The 1,219-nt window shown below is 24.0% G+C and carries 2 protein-coding genes; both read left to right on the plus strand.

Annotated features, from left to right (window positions below; genetic code table 11):
- The first annotated feature begins 173 nt into the window (after positions 1-173).
- Positions 174-521: an immunity 51 family protein gene (locus tag F811_RS0100030; protein WP_020003285.1), complete on the plus strand. Its 348-nt coding sequence runs from the start codon at positions 174-176 to the stop codon at positions 519-521.
- A 45-nt stretch (positions 522-566) separates the two neighbouring features.
- Positions 567-1,219: Rpn family recombination-promoting nuclease/putative transposase (locus F811_RS0100035; RefSeq protein WP_020003286.1), on the plus strand; the 653-nt coding region annotated here is incomplete at its 3' end.

The raw sequence follows: 1,219 nt of genomic DNA on the forward strand, positions 1-1,219 counted from the left end.
AAACTCTAAACTCTAAACTCTAAACTCTAAACTCTAAACTCTAAACTCGTTTAAAGTTTAAATTTAGTAGTAAAATTTTTATTATTTATGATTTTACTATATTAAAATATTATAAATTTTAATTATTGCAGTAAAGTATTAATATAAAAAAATTTAATTGATAGGAAATAAAAATGAAAAATGATTTTGAAAAACAAATAGAACCATTCTTTTTTGTAGAACATGAAAATAGTGCTTCTCTCTGCTTAAATGTTGGAGAATATAAAGCAGAAATATTTGAAGAAAGAGAAGATGAAGGCTTTGAAGGAGGAGGGTATGATTGGCAGTCTTTGGCTATAGTATTTTTAGAAGAAAAAGTCCCAGAGTTGAAAGGTATTATTGATTTCGATTCTGAGGCAAGTATGTTTTGTGCTTACAGCAGTAATATTGAAGCATTAAAGAAATTTGCTTTATTATTTAAAGATGCATGCGAAAATGATAAGCTTATAAGAGATTTATTTTCTAGGGCTGAATTTGATTAAACGTTTATTTTTGACAAAGTTAATAATTTTGGGTATAATATATATATGAAAAAGAAATTAAATATTAAACAAATAAAATATTTTAATCCATTAAATGATTATTTTATAAGATACTTATTTACTGATAAAGGAAGCAGCGAATCTATACTTTTGGACTTTATTAATTCTATAATGCTTAATGCTAATATGAAGACCTTTCGTTCTGTAGAAATACTAACTCCTTTTAATTTAAAAAAGAATAGAAATCTAAAAGAGACTATAGTTGATGTTAAATGCATCACTCAAAATGGTTCAGTGGTTATAATAGAGATACAATTACAAGGTAATTCTAGATTTCCAGAACGCATACTTTATTACTGGGCAGCCAATTATAGTAAATTATTAAAACATGGTGAAAGATACGATGAATTAACTCCTGTAATAAGTATTAATCTTCTTAATTTTAATTTAGATAAAACAAAAAATATACATTCTTGTTATATGCTTTATGAGATGAATAATAAAAAGTTATTAACTGATCATTTGCAGATACATATAATAGAGTTAAAAAAATTTAAGAAAAATGTATTATCTAAAGATTTAAATTATTGGCTTAAAATCTTTACAAGTAAAAATTTGGAGGCATCTATGTCTGAAATAGTAAAAGAAAAACCTATAATGGAAGAAGTGCAGAAAAAATATAATAATTTTGTTAAAAG

Origin of the sequence: Brachyspira innocens ATCC 29796, assembly GCF_000384655.1 — a bacterium.
Taxonomy (GTDB): domain Bacteria; phylum Spirochaetota; class Brachyspiria; order Brachyspirales; family Brachyspiraceae; genus Brachyspira; species Brachyspira innocens.